Source organism: Streptomyces sp. NPDC015532, from assembly GCF_043078065.1.
In the GTDB taxonomy this organism is placed as follows: Bacteria; Actinomycetota; Actinomycetes; order Streptomycetales; family Streptomycetaceae; genus Streptomyces.
This window is the reverse complement of record NZ_JBIBSY010000003.1, coordinates 668,735-684,708: the sequence shown is the minus strand read 5'-3', so window position 1 is coordinate 684,708 and position 15,974 is coordinate 668,735. Positions and strand designations below refer to the sequence as shown.

Sequence of the window (15,974 nt, the reverse complement as noted above, 5' to 3'; positions counted from 1 at the left end):
GTCCCCGGAAATGATCAAGGGGCCGTTTCAGATCTCCTCTGAAACGGCCCCTGACCCACGACTTCGTAAAGTCGGGACGACAGGATTTGAACCTGCGACCCCTTGACCCCCAGTCAAGTGCGCTACCAAGCTGCGCCACGTCCCGATACCCGTCTGACCTGGGATTTCCCCTGGCCGGACGTGCACGGAAACAATACCGCACTCACGCCGGTGGTCGCGCACCCGTTTTGTGCGGGCCGGGCGGCCGGAGGGCCCCTTCACGCGGTGCGGCGGCGGTGTCCGGTGACCGGGTCACGGGGCCGTCGACCCGTACCAGGTCGCGCACCGCACGCACCGAGAGCAGGGCCGCGCAGACGACGAGGGACATGACACCCGCCACGAGCAGGACGTTGTCGGCGCCGAGGGCCGAGGCGGCGGGCCCGGCGAGCGCCTGGCCGACGGGCATCATCGCCAGGGAGCCCGCGACGTCGTAGGCGTGGATGCGGTTGAGGACGTCGGGGGCGACCTGCGTCTGCACACTGGTCGCCCACATCACGCCCCAGAACGAGGTGCCCGCTCCGGCGATCATCGCGCACGCCGAGACGGCCGCCACGCCGAACCCCGCCCCCACGGACGCGGGGAAGCAGGCGAAGGACAGGAGGGCGAGGGACCCGGCGCGCAGCATGCGGCGCGGACGCAGGCGCAGGGCGACGAGCCCGCCGACGACTGTGCCCGCGCCGAGGGCGGAGTTGATCAGGCCGTAGGCACGCGGGCCGTGCGCCCGCACCATCTCGGTGGCCACCAGGGGAACGGTCGGGCCCCAGACGGAGATCATGTAGACGCACCAGATGACGATGACGGCCCACATCCACGTACGGGATCTGAACTCGCGCCATCCTTCGGCGAGGTCGGCCCTGAAGCCGCCGCCGGGGGTTCCGCTCGCGGGGGCGGCCGCGGGCAGACGGAGCAGCAGCAGGCACAGGGCGCTCAGCGCGTAGGTGCCGGCGTGGGCCACGAAGACCCCTCCGGCGGAGGCGAACGCGACCAGCAGGCCCGCCAGGGCGGGTCCGGCGAGCTGGGCGGCGGACTCGGCGATCCGGATGGCACCGTTGGCTCCCTGGATGTCGGCGGCCAGGCGCGGAACGGTGCTGGCGACGCCGGGCTGGAAGACGGCGCCGGCCACGCCGTTGACCGCGCCGATCACACAGACCTGCCAGAGGACCACATGGCCGGCGAAGAAGAGGGCGGCGGCGACCGACTGGGCCACGAGCCGTACGAGGTCGGCGCCGATCATCAGCCTTCGGGTGCTGAACCGGTCGGCGATCACTCCGCCGAAGATCACCAGTCCGGCGAAGGGGGCGGCCGAGGCGGCCATGGCGAGGCCGACGGCGCCGACTCCGTACCCGTACCGCAGCAGTCCCGCGGCGAGCGCGACCGGCAGCATGGTCTCGCCGAGCCGGGCGAGGGCTCGTGCGACGAAGAACAGGGCGAAGTCCCGCGACCAGACGGGCCGGGCCCGCCGTTCGTCGAGGAGGCCGGCCCGGGACCGGACCGGCCCCGACGCTCCGGACCGCTCCCCGTCCCGTGGCTCCCCGCCCGATGACGTCCTGGCCATGCCGCTCGCGCCCCTCCCCCTGCCCGGCGGCTCCCCCACGAAGCCGGCCGTCCCACCCCTCGTTCCCGCCTCCGGATCGCGTCCGTGCGCGGTTCACTCCCGACGCGGATCATGCCACGGGGCACCGCCGTCGCCGAGGGCGTTTCAGCCGGCGGACGGCAGGCCCAACTCGGGGTGGGCGTCGATGAGTCGGGGCGGGGCCGCCTGGCGCCAGGAGTCGGCGAGGATGGCGTGGAGTTCGTCGTCGTCCTCCAGGGCGGCGAGCCGGGCCCGGACCCAGGCGAAGCCGGCCTCGTGGCCGGCGACCCAGAACTTCCCCGGCTCGGCCAGGACCAGTTCGTCGCGCTCCTCCTTCGGACAGCGCACGGCGATGGAGGTCTCCGCCTCCGGCAGCGTGGCGAACATCTTTCCCGCGACCCGGAACGTGGGCATGCTCCAGGCGGTCTTCTCCGTCGTGTCCGGCAGGGAAAGGGCGATACGGCGTACGTCGTCGGCATCCGGCATGAGACGCACGGTAGTCAATGCCACTGACATCGACGCGGTGAAGCACGACGTCAGCGGTGGACCGGGCGGCGCCACCCGGGAACCGCCGGTCCCGCTCCCGAGGTCGCCGGCCGGCACCGCCACCGGAGTCCGGAGCCCGTCAGGCACCGTCGGCGAGCGCTCCCAGCCGCTTGTAGAAGATCGTCGTCGGTCGGAGTTCGCCCGAGGGCGTCGCCGCGTAGTCCGGTATCGCCCCGATCCGGGTCCAGCCCGCCGACAGGTACAGCGACTCGGCGGGGCTTCCGGTCTCGGTGTCGAGATGGAGCAGGGTGACGCCCGCGGCCACCGCCGCCGTCTCCGCGGTCGCCAGGAGCGTACGGGCCACGCCCCGGCCGCGTCCGTCCCGGTGGACCATCAGCTTGACGAGTTCGGCGCGATGGCGGCTGTTGGGCTTGCCCGGGAAGGCGAGGGCGACGGTGCCGAGCAGCCGGCCGCCGACGTGGGCCACCCAGACCGCGTGGTGCCCGGCAAAGACCGCGTCCGCGCGCTCGCGCCACCAGGCGACGGCCTCCGCGCGGCCGAGCGGGGCGAGGAATCCGACCGAGGCGCCGCCGTCCACGGTGTCGGTGAGCAGACCCGCCAACTCATCTGCTTCGTCGTGGAGTTCGGCGGCGGTGAGGCGGGCGACGGTGATCACGGCAGCACCACCGCCAGCGCGTACCGCACGTCCTCGGGGCCGGGGCAGTGAAAGCGCGTCGGCCCCCAGACACGCAATCGGAGGCAGTCGCCGGCGCCGAGGCGGTGCTCGATGTCCTGCGCGGTCACGTCGAGCCGTCCGTCGAGGACCCAGATGTGCTGCTCCAGGCCGGGCACGGGAGGTCTGTCGTACGCGATGTCCGCGCCGGCCGTGAGCCGTCCCTCGACCAGTTCGCCGCGCAGCCCCGAGTGCGGTGGCGACACGGATCGCCGGACGAATCCGGAGGCCTGGTCGGTCCAGACCGTCTGGTCGGCGGCGCGGACCAGGAGCGCCGAGTCCCGTTCGACCTCGCTGAGCAGGTGCGACATGGTCCGCCCGTACACATGGCAGAGGCGGTTCAGGAGCGAGGCCGTGGGGCTGATCTCGGCGCGCTCCGCACGGGAGAGGGTCGATCTGCTGATCCCGCTGCGCTCCGCCAGCTCACCCAGGGTCCAGCCGCGTTCGGCCCTCAGCTCGGCCAGTCGCGCCCCGAGCCGGACGTCGACGGCGACATCGTCCTCGTTTCCCATATACGGGATGCTATCCCAGATACGGGAAATGATCGAGAGGTCAGTCGACCGTCGCCGCTCGCGTCAGCGCCTCCAGGACGGGGCGGATCAGCGGATGGCCCTCGGCGCCACGGCGTACGGCGGCGAAGACACGGCGGGTGGGGGCGACGCCGTCCACGGGGCGCACGACCACACCCGTGAGCTCCATGCCGCGCAGGGCCGAGCGGGGGACGAGGGCCACGCCCGCGTCGGCGGAGGCCAGGGCGACGACGGCGCGGAAGTCGTCGGAGGAGTGTTCGAGCCGCGGCTGGAACCCGGCGTTCTCGCAGGCCAGGACGACCACGTCGTGGCAGGGGTTGCCGGGGTACGGACCGATCCAGGGGTCCTTGGCGAGCTCGGCGAGGGGCACCTCCTCGGCGTCGGCCAGCCGATGGGTGACGGGGACGACGGCGTCGAAGGGTTCGGCGTAGAGCGGGACGTGCGTCAGGCGCGGGTCGTCGGCGTCCGGGGCACCGCGGTACTCGACGGCCACCGCGATGTCGACCTGCCGGTCGAGCACCATCGGCAGGCTGGCGTCGCCCTCGGCGTCCTGGACGCGGACGAGGATCCCGGGCGAGGTGACGGCGAGGCGGGCCAGGGCGGGGGCCACGACCAGGCCGATGCCGGTCGCGAACGAGGCCACGGTGACCGTGCCGGCGGAGCCCGAACTGTATGCCGCCAACTCGGCCTCGGCGCGCTCCAGTTGAGCCAGCACGGCGTTGGTGTGGCCGAGCAGGATCTCGCCGGCGGGGGTCAGCCGTACGCCCTTGGCACCGCGCTCGACGAGCCGGTGGCCCGTCTCCTGTTCCAGGGCGGTCAGCTGCTGCGAGACCGCCGAGGGCGTGAGATACAGCGCGGCGGCCGCCGCCGTCACCGTGCGGTGGTCGGCCACCGCACGGAGGATGTGGAGCCGCCGCGCTTCGATCATGCGACCGATTCTCTCAGGTCACACCCTTTTTCCGGCCATCGGACCGGTATGCGCCCCGACGGCGAGGGGCGGACGCCGTCAGGCGTCGAGTTCGGCCCGCGCCGCGACGAAGGCGTCCACGGCCCGGTTGACGTCCTCGGTGGAGTGCCCCGCGGACAGCTGGACGCGGATACGGGCCTGCCCCTGGGGGACGACCGGGTACGAGAAGCCGATCACGTACACGCCACGCTCCAGGAGCAGCTCCGCCATCCGGCCGGCGACGGAGGCGTCACCGATCATGACGGGAGCGATCGCGTGGTCGCCGGGGAGGATGTCGAAGCCCTCCGCGGTCATCCGGGAACGGAACAGCGCGGTGTTCTCCGCGAGCCGGACGCGCAGGTCGTTCGCGGACTCCAGCAGGTCGAGGACCTTCAGGGAGGCCGCGGCGATCACCGGGGCGAGCGTGTTCGAGAAGAGGTAGGGGCGGGACCGCTGGCGCAGCAGGGCGACGATCTCGGCGCGGGCGGCGACATAACCGCCCGAGGCGCCGCCGAGGGCCTTGCCCAGCGTGCCGGTGATGATGTCGACGCGGTCCATGACCCCGTGCAGCTCGGGGGTGCCGCGGCCACCGGGGCCGACGAAGCCCACCGCGTGCGAGTCGTCGACCATGACCATCGCGTCGTAACGGTCGGCGAGGTCGCAGATCTCCTGGAGCGGGGCCAGATAGCCGTCCATCGAGAAGACGCCGTCGGTGACGATCAGCCTCCGGCGGGCGCCGGAGGCCTCCTTGAGCTGGGCCTCCAGGTCGGCCATGTCGCGGTTGGCGTACCGGAAGCGGCGCGCCTTGGACAGCCGGATGCCGTCGATGATCGAGGCGTGGTTGAGGGCGTCGGAGACGACCGCGTCCTCGGCGCCGAGGAGGGTCTCGAAGACACCGCCGTTGGCGTCGAAGCAGGAGGAGTAGAGGATCGTGTCCTCCTGGCCGAGGAACGCGGACAGCCGCGCCTCCAGCTCCTTGTGCACCTCCTGCGTACCGCAGATGAAGCGCACGGAGGCCATGCCGTAGCCCCAGCGGTCGAGCGCCGCGTGGGCGGCGGCGACGACCTCGGGGTGGTCGGCGAGACCGAGGTAGTTGTTCGCGCAGAAGTTGAGGACCTCACCGGGGCGGCCGCCCGCGGTGACGTTCACGGTCGCGGACTGCGGGGTGCCGATGACCCGCTCGGGCTTGTGCAGCCCGGCGGCGCGGATCTCGTCGAGGGTGGTGCGCAGGTCGTCACGGACGGAGTCGAACATCATCAGTTCCTTAGAGTCCTCAGAGGGTCCAGTCGAGAATGACCTTGCCGCCACGGCCGCCGGCCGCGTCGTCGAACGCCGCCTCGTAGTCCCGGAATCCGTACCGGCCGGTGATCACGGGCATCAGGTCGAGGCCGCTCTCCAGGAGGACCGACATCGCGTACCAGGTCTCGAACATCTCACGGCCGTAGATGCCCTTGATCGTGATCATGGAGGTGACGATCCGGGCCCAGTCGACCGGGAACTCCTGGGACGGCAGACCCAGCATCGCGATCCGCCCGCCGTGGGTCATGTTGGCGATCATGTCGCGCATCGCCTCGGGGCGGCCGGACATCTCCAGGCCGATGTCGAAGCCCTCGCGCAGGCCCAGCGTGCGCTGTCCGTCGGCGATGGTCGAGCCGCCGACGTTGAGGGCGAGGCTGACACCGATCTTGCGGGCCAGTTCCAGGCGTTCCTCGCTGACGTCGGTGATGACGACGTTGCGGGCGCCCGCGTGACGGGCCACGGCGGCGGCCATCAGGCCGATCGGTCCGGCGCCGGTGATCAGGACGTCCTCGCCGACCAGCGGGAAGGACAGCGCGGTGTGGACGGCGTTGCCGAACGGGTCGAAGATCGCGGCGACATCGAGGTCGACCGGGACGCGGTGCACCCACACGTTCGTGGCGGGCAGCACGACGTACTCGGCGAACGCCCCGTCACGGCCGACGCCCAGGCCGACGGTGGCACGGCAGAGGTGACGGCGTCCGGCGAGACAGTTGCGGCACTTGCCGCAGACCAGGTGGCCCTCCCCGCTGACGCGGTCGCCGACGTTGATGTCGGTGACGTCGCGGCCGGTCTCGACGACCTCGCCGGCGAACTCGTGGCCGAGCACGAGGGGCGTGCTGATGGTCTGCTGCGCCCAGCCGTCCCAGTTGCGGATGTGCAGGTCGGTGCCGCAGATCCCGGTCCTGAGGACCTTGATCAGTACGTCACCGGGGCCGGCCTGCGGCTCCGGGACGTCCTTGAGCCAGAGTCCGGGCTCCGCCTTCTCCTTGACCAGCGCCTTCACTCGTACGGCTCCTGTGCGTGAGGTCCCGGGAAAGGGCACGCCGAAGCGGACCCGCACCGGGGAGAGGGGTGAATTCACCCAGGAATCTGCCGTACGACGGCGCCCTGGGTCCATCGAGGATTTCTTAAGCGCGGCCCCAGCTTTCCTTCACGCCCGTGTCGCCCGGCCCGTCCCGGGGCCGGTCGCCCGGCCGCCGGGGGGCCGGTGCGGCGAGGAGGCGTCGTGGGGGACGGTGGCATCAGGCATGACTACGTGGACATGCGTCGCCCCCGTTCCACGGGGGCTCGTCACCTGCGTCAGGGAGGGGTCCCGGCATACGTCCCAGGATGGGTCCCGGGCGGCCGACAAGGCCGGACCCGCGCCCCGGCGCGTCGTCAGATCCCGTGGACCTCTTCCCGCCGTTCGAGCTGCCCGGCCAGCTCGGCGGCCATCGCCTTGATGGTCTCCAGGCCCGCCCTTCCCCAGGGGCGCGGCTCGATGTCCACGACACAGATGGTGCCGAGGGCGATGCCGCTGCGGTCGAGCAGCGGGGCGCCCAGGTAGGAGCGGACACCGAACTCGTCGACGACCGGGTTTCCGGCGAAGCGCGGGTAGTCGCAGACGTCCTCCAGGACGAGCGCCTTGCGGCGCACCACGACATGAGGGCAGAAGCCGTGGTCCCGGGCCATGTAGCGGCCCAGTTCGAGCTCGCTCCCGTCCACGCCGGAAACGAGCCGGGCGCCCCTGGCGCCGCCGTCCGGGGTGTGCAGACCCGCGAAGAACTGCTGTTGCTCGTCGATGAAGTTGACCATCGAGTACGGCGCCGCGGCGACCCGCGCGAGCTGGTCCGCGAACGCGTCGAAGGCGGGCTCGGAGCGCTCCCCGAGGCCCAGCCGGCGCAGCCGCCGCACCCGGGCCGGGGCGTCCCTGTCCTGCGGTGTCAGCAGCAGACGACCGGCCGGCCGGGGCGGGTCGTAACTCATGTACGGGCTCCATGGCTCGGGGTGTGGGCGGGCGCGTGGGCCAGGAGGTGGCGGACCAGGGTGAGCAGCGTCTGCACCCCGGAGCTGGAGATCCGGGCGTCGCAGCACACGACGGGGATCCCGGGGTCGAGGTCGATGGCCGCGCGCACCTCGGCCGGGTCGTAGCGGTACGAGCCGTCGAACTCGTTGACCGCGACGATGAAGGCGAGACCGCGCTGTTCGAAGAAGTCGACGGCCGCGAAGCAGTCCTCCAGGCGCCGGGTGTCGGCGAGGATCACCGCGCCGAGCGCGCCGTCGGAGAGCTCGTCCCACATGAACCAGAACCGCTCCTGTCCGGGAGTGCCGAACAGGTAGAGCACGTGTTCCGGATCCAGGGTTATGCGGCCGAAGTCCATCGCGACGGTCGTCTCGACCTTGTTCTCGATCCCGTCGAGCCGGTCGGTCGAGGCGCTGACCGTGGTCAGCAACTCCTCCGTGCTGAGCGGCGCGATCTCGCTCACCGCGCCGACGAACGTCGTCTTGCCGACCCCGAACCCTCCCGCCACCAAGATCTTCAGTGCGGTGGGGAACAGGTCAGAGCTGTCGTCGTAATCCATCGAGCACTGCCTCCAGAAGGGACCGGTCAGTGGGGTTGTGGTGGAACTGAGGGGGCTTCGTGGTCAGCGCCCCGCAGTCGACGAGGTCCGACAGCAGCACCTTGGTGACCGCCGCCGGCAGCTTCAGATGGGCGGCGACCTCCGCCACCGAGACGGGTGCCCGGCAGCGTTCGAGCGCCTGGCCGTGCTCGGGGCCGAGATAGCCGAGGGGTGTGGCCCCGGTGGCCATGACCTGGGAGAGGAGGTCGAGCGCGGTGCTCGGCCGGGTGCGGCCGTTGCTGACGGTGTAGGGGCGCACCAGGCGTCCCGCCGCGTCATCGAGCCAGGGCCCGTCGCCGGCCGCGGCCACGCTCAAGACCTCATCGCGGAGGGTTCGACGGCGTGCTGCCGGGGCGCGGTGACCAGATAGGGGCGGACGCTCTTGACGAGCATCGCCATCTCGTAGCCGAGAACGGCCGCGTCGGCCTCGCGGCCCGCGAGCACGGCGAGACACGTGCCGGAGCCGGCCGTGGAGACGAACAGCAGGGTCGAGTCGAGTTCGACCACGACCTGGCGCACCTCACCGCCGTCCCCGAACCGCACACCCGCACTGCGTCCGAGGGCGTAGAGGCCGCAGGCGAGCGCCGCCATGTGGTCGGCGCTGTCCGGGTCGAGGCCGTGGACCGACTTCACGAGCCCGTCGCTGGAGAGCAGGACCGCGCTCGTGGTGTGGGGTACGCGCTGGACAAGGCCGCTCATCAGCCAGTCGAGGTCGGATACGTGGCCGGTCGGCGCATCGCTCGCCATGGGGGATCGACTCCTTGGGGTACGAAGGTCTGAGGGAGCGGTGGGATGGGGTGTTGTGGGGGTGGGGGTGGGGGTGGGGGTGGGGGTGGGGGTGGTCATCCGGCCGGTGGGCTCCCGTCGTGCCGGGTGGTGCGGTCGTGGGCTCCTCGCGGTGCCGGCGCGTGCGTCGCGCGCGTCCTGCCCGGGTGAGCCGCCGGCGCCCCGTCCGCCAGGGGTACGTCGAGGAGGTCGCGGCCCTCGGCGGAGGTGTCCGTGGGCAGGTCCCCGTAGGCCTGGACGGCGTGGTCCCCGGGCGGTGCCTCCAGGCGCGCCCGGTCCGGGAAGGCGGCCGGTGCGGGCGGGATCCGGGACGGTTCCGGCCGCTCCCGGCCCGGGGGCTCCGTGGGGGCGGCCTCCGCGAGCCCGATCCCGCGCTGGAAGGCCGCCATCAGACCCGGGTCGTGTCCGACGAGGTGGTCCGGGTCCGGGCGGGGCGCCTGCCCTTCGCGCAGCTGCGGGGCGAGGTGCTCCTGGGCGCGCCGCTTGGGCAGGTTGGGCTTGCCCATGGTGCCGCGGACGACGCCGGTACGCGGTGTGGGCGGCATGGCCGCGTTCTCCGCGGCGGTGAGCCGGTCCTCGGGGCGGATGCCGGGTACGGCCTCGGCCGGATTGGGCCGCTCCACCCGGGCGCCGCGCACCGGGAGCGGCTTGGCACCGCGCCCCCCGGCCGGCGCGTCCGCGCCACGCGGAGGCGTGCGTTCCCCTCGTACGGGCTCGGGAAAGGCCTCGGGTGACGGCCCACGAGACAGCTCGCGTGACGACTGCCGTGGCACCACGGGGGCCACCGGGCGGCCGGCGGACAGCACCGGGACCTGCGACGGCGGCGGGTGCGCGGACCCCGGTCCGAGGGCCGGCCGGTGCACCCCGTCCGTCCCGTTCGGCGGCGCCTGTGCCGTGCCCGCGTCCTCGATGGCGCCCGGCACCGGGCCCAGCAAGCCCTGCGGGACCACGAGTACGGCCTGGACACCGCCGTAGATGTTGTTCTGGAGCCGTACGTGGATGCCGTGCCGGCGCGCGAGCTGCGAGACCACGAACAGCCCGATGCGGCCGTCCTGGAGCAGGCCGGCGACATTGACCTGGTCGGGGTCGGCGAGCAGGGCGTTCATCCGGTCCTGTTCGGCCGTCTGCATGCCGAGTCCGCGGTCCTCCACCTCGATGGCCAGTCCCGAGGTGACGAGGTCGACGCGCAGCAGCACCTGGGTGTGCGGGGCGGAGAACAGGGTGGCGTTCTCGACGAGTTCGGCGAGCAGGTGGATGACGTCGGCGACCGCGTGGCCGCGCAGGGTGCCGTCGATCGGGGGCACCAGCTTGACCCGCGAGTACTGCTCGACCTCGGCGATCGCGGAGCGCAGCACCTCGGTCATGGAGACGGGGTTGCTCCACTGGCGGCGCGAGACGGCGCCGCCGAGCACGGCCAGGTTCTCGGCGTGGCGCCGGATGCGGGTGGCCAGGTGGTCGACGTGGAAGAGCCCTTTGAGGAGGTCCGGGTCCTCGATCTCGTTCTCCAGCTCGTCGAGCAGGGAGATCTCGCGGTGCACGAGGGACTGAAGGCGCCGGGCCAGATTGACGAACACCTCGACCTTCTGGTCGTCGCCCGTCCGGCTGGAGAGCTGCGCGGCCTGCACGACGGCCGCGACGGCGCCGTCGTGGGCGCGGGAGAGGTCGGCCGCGAGCAGCTCGAAGTCGTCGGCGTCGGCGGGCGGGCGGCGGCGCTTCCTGCGCGCGGGCGGGTCCTCGCCGCGGCGCAGCCCCTCGACGACGTCGTGCAGTTCGGACTCGGTGCGGGCGCTCGTGCGGCGCAGGGCTCCTACGCGCTCCCGTACGGAGGTGGCGGCGCGGTCCGCGGCCACGGCGGCGATCAGGATGCCGGCCAGGGCCACGGCGACCGCTCCGGCGAGGACGGCCCACAGGACGGGGCCGGGGCGGGCACCGGTGGAGCGGACGGTGAACAGGACGGCGGCGCACGCGCTGAGGGCCACGGCGGTCGGCGGCAGGATCGCGAGGCGCAGCAGCTGGGGCCGCAGGTGCGTCTCGGGCGGCGCGAGGGTGGCGCGGGCGGCCGGTCGACCGTGCCGCCCGCCCTCGCGGCGGTCTGCGCGTGCGGCCGGTGCGCGAAGGTGAGACATCGGCGTCCTCGTACTGGATGCGTCGGGGGCGTGGAGCTCCCGCGGTTCCGCGACGCGGGCGTGCCCCGTCGCGGTGCCGGTCGAGAGAGCCGCAAAAATCGGCCCTGCGTCGCCCGTCGGCAACTGACAGTAGTCGCCAACGCATCAGGTGCGGTGGGCTGTTGACAAAGTCCGCCAGGTAGCGTCCCGCTCTGGTATGAGGCGTCGCACGGCTGACCGATAACCCTGTCGGACACGCGTTCGCGCGGGGCTCCGGTTCCGATCAGAGCTGGTCAGAAGCGGTCGCAAGCAAACAGCGAGGGCCGGCGAGCATGATGCTCGCCGGCCCTCGCCGCAGATCGGTGGATCAGCCCGCGGACACCGTTTCGGGCTCTCCGGTGCCTTCCGCCGCGCCACCGGCGACGTCACCCGGCGTGTCGGCGACGGCCTCCTCGACGGCCGGCCAGCCACCCTTCGGCGCACGCGCCACGCCGCGCCACCACGGCTCGGAGGGGACGGTCCCGGCGGTGGGCTCGAAGGGCTCTCCCGGGCGGGGCAGCGCGACACGCGCCCCGGCAGCGCGCCCGGCGGCCAGCGTGCCCTCTCCCGGGTCGCTCCAGGCGTGGGTGGAGAGGTTGAACGTCGCCCAGTGGATCGGCAGCATCACTCCGGAGGGCCGCCCGCCCTGGAGGTCCAGGTGGGAACGCATCCCCTCCTCGGGCGTCATGTGGATATCAGGCCAGAAGTCGCTGTATGCCCCGATCTGGATCATCGTGGCGTCGAACGGGCCGTGGGCGGCGCCGATGTCCTTGAAGCCCTGGAAGTAGCCGGTGTCGCCGCTGTGGTAGATCCGGTGCCTGTCGCCCTCGGCGACCCAGGAGGCCCAGAGGGTGTGCTGGGTGTTACGCAGGCCGCGCCCGCAGAAATGGCGCGCGGGCGTCGCCGTCAGCGCGATCCCGCCGACCTTCGTCGACTCCTGCCAGTCCAGCTCACGGATCCGGTCCGCCGAGACGCCCCAGTGCTCCAGATGCGCTCCGACGCCCAGCGGCACCGCGAACACCGTGTCCGTGCCGGCCAGCGCCTTGATCGTGGGCATGTCCAGGTGGTCGTAGTGGTCGTGCGAGATCACCACGACGTCGACCGGGCCGAGCGCGGCCAGCGGCAGGGGAACCGGGTGCAGCCTCTTGGGACCGGCGAAGGGGAACGGGGAACAGCGCTCGCCCCAGACCGGGTCGAACAGCACCCGGTGGCCGTCGATCTCGGCGAGGACGCTGGAGTGCCCCATCCAGGTGAGCCGCAGACCGGTCGCGGCGGGCCTGGCCAGGTCGGCGAGTGTCGTCGCGTGCACCGGCACGGTCCCGGCCGGGGAGCGGTGGGCGCGCTCCTCGCTGCGGAAGTAGACCTTCGCGAACTCCACCATCGAGCCGTCGGGGCGGGTCCGGGCGGTCTCCGGGTTCTGGAAGACCCCGTCCGCGAAGTTCGGCGAATTGCGGATGCGCCGCATGCGCGCACCAGCCGGATCCGCGCCGAAGGCGGCGGGCCGCAGCGCGCGGAGCCCGGAGCTCAGGGTACGGAAACCGGTCACGGATACCTCCAGATGGAGTCGGTCAGGCTTTCATTATGGTCGTCGCCTCTGACAGCGCCGGGTCACCCCGGTCACAACGCGTCGTCCGTGGCCCTGGGTCCGTATCTGCTCAACCCCGACGCACCCCCCCTTCTTCCGCTCCGGCGGCGTGTTTCCGGGCACGGCCGCGCCCCCGGCGCCGGGCCGCCCCTCGCGACCGGTCGTCGCGGTGTCTCCCGGCGCCGTCGATCCCGTGCGTTGACATGGCCCGGCACCCGTTCCGATACTGACTCGTGATTCAGTAGGCAGGTACTCGTACCGATGGTCCGAGGGCCGCGCCGGCCCGTCCACGTCTGGAGACACCGTGTCCGACCTCCCCTGCGAACCGGCGACGGCCGCGGGCGCCCCGTACGCACGGAGCCTGTGATGGGTGAGACGCTCACCGGCGGCGAAGCCCTCGTCCGGGCCCTGTCCGCCCACGCTGTGACGCGGGCCTTCGGCATTCCCGGCACGCACAACCTGGAGATCTACCGCCACCTGTCCGCGTACGGCATCCGGCACGTCCTGACGCGTCACGAACAGGGCGCCGGATACGCGGCCGACGGCTACGCGCGCTCGACCGGGCGTCCCGGTGTCGTGATCACCACCACCGGACCCGCCCTGCTGAACGCGGCGGCGGCCGTCGGCCAGGCCTACTCGGACAGCGTGCCGCTGCTCGTCGTCTCCCCCGGGATGCCTCTGCGTCACCCCCGGCTCGCGAGCGGCCTGCTGCACGAGACGCGCAGTCAGACGGAGGCCCTGCGGGGCGTGGCCGCGTTCAGCCACCGGGTGTCCTCGGTCGCCGAGATCGACGCGGCGGTGGCCCGCGCCTTCACCCTGTTCCGCACCGGCCGGCCGCGCCCCGCGCACATCGAGATCCCCCTCGATCTGCTGGAGAGCGCCGAGGAGACCGGCCCCGTGCGCGTCACCCCTCCCGTCGTTCCCCTCGCTCCGGCGCCCCTCGCCGTGGAGCGGGCCGCCGAGACGCTGCGCGAGGCCCGCCGTCCGGCACTCGTGCTCGGCGGCGGGGCGCGCGGCGCGGCCGTCCCGGGCCTGGCCCTCGCCGAGAGGCTCGGCGCTCCCGTCCTGACCACGGCCAACGGCAAGGGGATCGTCCCGGAGACCCATCCGCTGGCCGTCGGGGTGTCGCTGCACAGCCCCTCGGTCCGGAACTGGCTCGCGGAACGGGACACCGTCCTCGCCGTGGGCACCGAACTCGCCGAGTCCGACTTCTGGTCCGCGCCGCCCACCCTGAACGGCACGCTCATCCGGGTGGACCTGGACCCGGACCAGATGTACGCGGGGCTCGCCGCGGACCTCGCCGTCGTCGGCGACGCGCGGCTCTCCCTGACGGCCCTGCTCGCCGCCGTCGGGCGGCACGGCGGCACGGACGGGCACGCGCGCGTGCCCGTCGAGAACCCCGTGCGGCGGGCGGCGGCGCTGCGGGCCGCGCGGAACGCCGAGACCGCCGGGCGCGACGCCCGGTGGATCCCCTACCTGCGGGCCGTCCGTTCCGTCCTCACCGACGACGCCGTGATCACCTCGGACAGCGCCCGGTGCTGCTACTACGGAGCGCTCCCCCACCTCCCGCTCGGTCCCACGGGCCGCTATCTTCACCCGACCGGCTTCGGCACGCTCGGCTACGCTCTGCCCGCGGCGATCGGAGCCAAGGCGGCGTGCCCCGGCCGCGAGGTCGTGGCGCTCAGCGGGGACGGCGGCCTCCAGTTCACCGTGCAGGAACTGGCGACCGCGGTACAGCTCGGCCTCCCGCTGCCCGTCGTGGTGTTCGACAACGGCGGCTACGGGGAGATCCGCGACGAGATGGCCGCCCGGGGTGACACGCCGACGGCCGTCGACCTCGCTCCGGTCGACCTGCCCGCCCTGGCCCGCGCCTACGGCGGGCAGGGCACGCACGCCCACACCCCGGACGAGCTGAGCACCGCCCTCGCCGAGGCACTGCGCACCCCCGGCCCCACCCTGATCGCCGTCCCCGAGGAGACCCCATGACCGCCGCCCCCCTGATGACGCTCACCTGGACGGACCATGTCACCGGCCGTCAGGGATTCCTCGTCGTCGACCGGCTCGTGCGGGGCGTCTCCAGCGGCGGTCTGCGGATGCGGCCCGGCTGCACGCTGGAGGAGGTCGCCGGGCTCGCCCGCGGCATGACCATGAAAGAGGCGCTGCACTACAACCCCGAGGGGCGCTACATCCCGCTGGGCGGCGCCAAGGGCGGGATCGACTGCGATCCCCAGGACCCGGCGGCGTACGGCCTGCTGGTGCGCTATCTGCGCGCCATGCGTCCCTCCATCGAGGCCTTCTGGACCACCGGTGAGGATCTCGGGCTCACCCAGGACCTGGTCGACCGGGCCGCGGCGGAGGCCGGCCTCGTCTCGTCCATCCAGGCCGTGTACCCGCTGCTCGACGACGAGGCGGCGGCCCGCGAGCGGCTCGCGGACGCCTTCGCGGTCGAGGTGGACGGCATCGGCCTCGACGAACTGGTCGGCGGCTGCGGTGTCGCCGAGTCGGTGCTCGCCGCGCTGGACCGGGCCGGGACACCGCACGCGGGCACCCGTGTCGCCGTGCAGGGGCTCGGCACCATGGGCGGGGCCACCGCGCGCTTCCTCGCGCGCGCGGGACTCAGGATCGTGGCCGTCGCCGACATCAAGGGAACGATCGCGAACCCGGACGGCCTCGACGTCGAGGCGCTGCTCGCGGCACGGGACGCGTACGGAACGGTCGACCGCGCGGTACTGCGCCCGGCCGACCGTGAACTCGACGGTGACGCCTGGCTGTCCGCCGATGCCGAGGTCCTGGTACCCGCCGCGGTCTCGTACGCGATCGACGCGGCGAACCAGCAGAGGATCAAGGCCCGTTGGATCGTCGAGGCGGCCAACATGCCCGTCCTGGCGGACGCGGAGCGGTCGCTCGCTGCGCGCGGCATCACCGTCCTGCCCGACGTCGTGGTCAACTCCGGTACGAACGCCTGGTGGTGGTGGACCCTGTTCGGCGACATCGGCGCCGACGCGGACGAGGCGTTCGCCCACACCCGGCGCTCCATGCGCGCCCTGATCGACCGGACGCTCGCGCGCGCGGAGGCCGACGGCACGACCCCGCGGGCCGCCGCCCACGCCATCGTCACCGACCGGCTGCCGGTCATCGCGGAGCGGTTCGGCTGGTACCGCTGAGGAACACGGCTCCGGGCCCGAGGGGGGTCGCGTCAGGGCCGGCCGTCCGTTCGCCGGCCGACGGCGGGCGGGCCGGCGGGTGCCGGTCC

At 73.0% G+C, this 15,974-nt stretch carries 15 protein-coding genes and 1 tRNA gene; 2 read left to right on the top strand and 14 right to left on the bottom strand.

What is annotated here, in order from left to right; genetic code table 11:
- Window positions 1-71 precede the first annotated feature (71 nt).
- From ACF07B_RS14310 to ACF07B_RS14245, 14 genes are all read right to left on the bottom strand, one after another.
- Window positions 72-145, bottom strand: a tRNA-Pro gene (locus ACF07B_RS14310).
- 57 nt (window positions 146-202) lie between these two features.
- Window positions 203-1,594 (bottom strand): MFS transporter, encoded by a 1,392-nt coding sequence (locus ACF07B_RS14305; protein WP_392179163.1) that lies wholly within the window; start codon window positions 1,592-1,594, stop codon window positions 203-205.
- 144 nt (window positions 1,595-1,738) lie between these two features.
- Window positions 1,739-2,098 carry an MmcQ/YjbR family DNA-binding protein gene (locus tag ACF07B_RS14300; RefSeq protein ID WP_392179162.1) on the bottom strand — a complete coding sequence of 120 codons (360 nt, stop codon included), beginning with the start codon at window positions 2,096-2,098 and terminating at the stop codon, window positions 1,739-1,741.
- A 139-nt stretch (window positions 2,099-2,237) separates the two neighbouring features.
- Window positions 2,238-2,771, bottom strand: a complete 534-nt coding sequence (locus ACF07B_RS14295; RefSeq protein ID WP_392179215.1) for a GNAT family N-acetyltransferase — start codon at window positions 2,769-2,771, stop codon at window positions 2,238-2,240.
- Complete coding sequence (locus ACF07B_RS14290; protein WP_392179161.1) at window positions 2,771-3,343, bottom strand: helix-turn-helix domain-containing protein; 573 nt, start codon at window positions 3,341-3,343, stop codon at window positions 2,771-2,773. The genes ACF07B_RS14295 and ACF07B_RS14290 overlap by 1 nt, the downstream gene beginning before the upstream one ends.
- A 40-nt stretch (window positions 3,344-3,383) precedes the next feature.
- Window positions 3,384-4,289, bottom strand: coding sequence for a LysR family transcriptional regulator (locus tag ACF07B_RS14285; RefSeq protein ID WP_328672776.1), 906 nt, complete (start codon window positions 4,287-4,289; stop codon window positions 3,384-3,386).
- A 78-nt stretch (window positions 4,290-4,367) separates the two neighbouring features.
- Complete coding sequence (locus ACF07B_RS14280) at window positions 4,368-5,561, bottom strand: glycine C-acetyltransferase (protein WP_392179214.1); 1,194 nt, start codon at window positions 5,559-5,561, stop codon at window positions 4,368-4,370.
- 19 nt (window positions 5,562-5,580) lie between these two features.
- On the bottom strand, window positions 5,581-6,609 hold the full coding sequence (tdh, locus tag ACF07B_RS14275) for an L-threonine 3-dehydrogenase (RefSeq protein WP_369485842.1): 1,029 nt from the start codon (window positions 6,607-6,609) through the stop codon (window positions 5,581-5,583).
- 374 nt (window positions 6,610-6,983) lie between these two features.
- A complete protein-coding gene (locus ACF07B_RS14270) occupies window positions 6,984-7,571 on the bottom strand; it encodes a GAF domain-containing protein (RefSeq protein ID WP_392179160.1) in 588 nt (195 codons plus the stop codon).
- On the bottom strand, window positions 7,568-8,167 hold the full coding sequence (locus ACF07B_RS14265; protein WP_362399658.1) for an ATP/GTP-binding protein: 600 nt from the start codon (window positions 8,165-8,167) through the stop codon (window positions 7,568-7,570). The genes ACF07B_RS14270 and ACF07B_RS14265 overlap by 4 nt, the downstream gene beginning before the upstream one ends.
- Window positions 8,145-8,516: a DUF742 domain-containing protein gene (locus ACF07B_RS14260; protein WP_362399878.1), complete on the bottom strand. Its 372-nt coding sequence runs from the start codon at window positions 8,514-8,516 to the stop codon at window positions 8,145-8,147. The genes ACF07B_RS14265 and ACF07B_RS14260 overlap by 23 nt, the downstream gene beginning before the upstream one ends.
- 2 nt (window positions 8,517-8,518) lie before the next feature.
- Complete coding sequence (locus tag ACF07B_RS14255) at window positions 8,519-8,953, bottom strand: roadblock/LC7 domain-containing protein (protein WP_328445767.1); 435 nt, start codon at window positions 8,951-8,953, stop codon at window positions 8,519-8,521.
- A gap of 95 nt (window positions 8,954-9,048) precedes the next feature.
- Window positions 9,049-11,118 carry an ATP-binding protein gene (locus ACF07B_RS14250; RefSeq protein WP_392179159.1) on the bottom strand — a complete coding sequence of 690 codons (2,070 nt, stop codon included), beginning with the start codon at window positions 11,116-11,118 and terminating at the stop codon, window positions 9,049-9,051.
- Between the two features lie 346 nt (window positions 11,119-11,464).
- Window positions 11,465-12,682 (bottom strand): MBL fold metallo-hydrolase, encoded by a 1,218-nt coding sequence (locus ACF07B_RS14245; protein ID WP_392179158.1) that lies wholly within the window; start codon window positions 12,680-12,682, stop codon window positions 11,465-11,467.
- A gap of 405 nt (window positions 12,683-13,087) precedes the next feature.
- Here ACF07B_RS14245 and ACF07B_RS14240 point away from each other — a divergent pair, with 405 nt between their 5' ends.
- Complete coding sequence (locus tag ACF07B_RS14240; RefSeq protein ID WP_392179157.1) at window positions 13,088-14,707, top strand: thiamine pyrophosphate-binding protein; 1,620 nt, start codon at window positions 13,088-13,090, stop codon at window positions 14,705-14,707.
- Window positions 14,704-15,885, top strand: a complete 1,182-nt coding sequence (locus tag ACF07B_RS14235; protein WP_369485705.1) for a Glu/Leu/Phe/Val dehydrogenase dimerization domain-containing protein — start codon at window positions 14,704-14,706, stop codon at window positions 15,883-15,885. Before ACF07B_RS14240 ends, ACF07B_RS14235 begins: the two co-directional genes overlap by 4 nt.
- Window positions 15,886-15,974 lie beyond the last annotated feature (89 nt).